Raw genomic sequence first — 680 nt, 5'->3', positions numbered from 1 at the left:
ACTGTTGCCATTCCATAAACTTCGGCAAAACCGTAAACATGTGCATTATGTTTAATTCGTGCACTACCATAAACTTCGGCATCATCATAAACCTTCGCATTTTCAGAGATATATGCATTTTGATAAATACAAGCATTGCCTCCAACCCAGCAATTATCATCATGGCTAAGATTCCATTCACTCTCGACAAAGCCTCCAAGGTCGCCTTCTTTGACATCATCAAAATCTTTTAAGGCGCGTATGCGATAAAGCGTTATTCCATCAATTTTGATTGTTTCATCAGTGAGTTTATATTTCTTTTTTATCATGATAACCTCCTCTTAATGCATGCTTTGTCTTTTAAGCTCTTGAGACAGCACACCAATTCCTTTTGCTGTGATTTTTGCGCAAGGAATGACTTTTTCTATTCCACTTGCGGTTTGAAGTGTGATAGTTGGACAATCCATAAGTTTCTTTTGGATTTTGTCTTGATACGGTAGCAAATTTCCACCTACTACTCGTCTGTAAACCCAACCTTTTTGCTGTAAGAAGAGAATGAATTGTTTTGGTTGCATCTCAAGTATTTTAGCGGTTTCTGTAAGACTAAACAGTCCGTCATGACGTTGTAAGCTTTCAAGAGCCATGGCTTTTGGTGTTAAATCTTCAATGATGGTGTCTTTTTGATCTATTTGACCTTGTAG

Annotated in this window: 2 protein-coding genes; both read right to left on the bottom strand. The window is 37.5% G+C overall.

Features of this window, described 5'->3' with window-relative positions:
• A partial coding sequence (locus ACFINX_RS10330; RefSeq protein WP_375668821.1) for a hypothetical protein occupies window positions 1-308 on the bottom strand: 308 nt, incomplete at its 3' end.
• A 12-nt stretch (window positions 309-320) separates the two neighbouring features.
• The coding region (locus ACFINX_RS10325) for a phage antirepressor KilAC domain-containing protein (RefSeq protein ID WP_375668820.1) at window positions 321-680 on the bottom strand (360 nt) is incomplete at its 5' end.

Source organism: Bartonella sp. AP36NXGY (assembly GCF_042195865.1).
Lineage (GTDB): Bacteria > Pseudomonadota > Alphaproteobacteria > Rhizobiales > Rhizobiaceae > Bartonella.
This window is presented reverse-complemented; position numbering and strand designations above follow the sequence as displayed.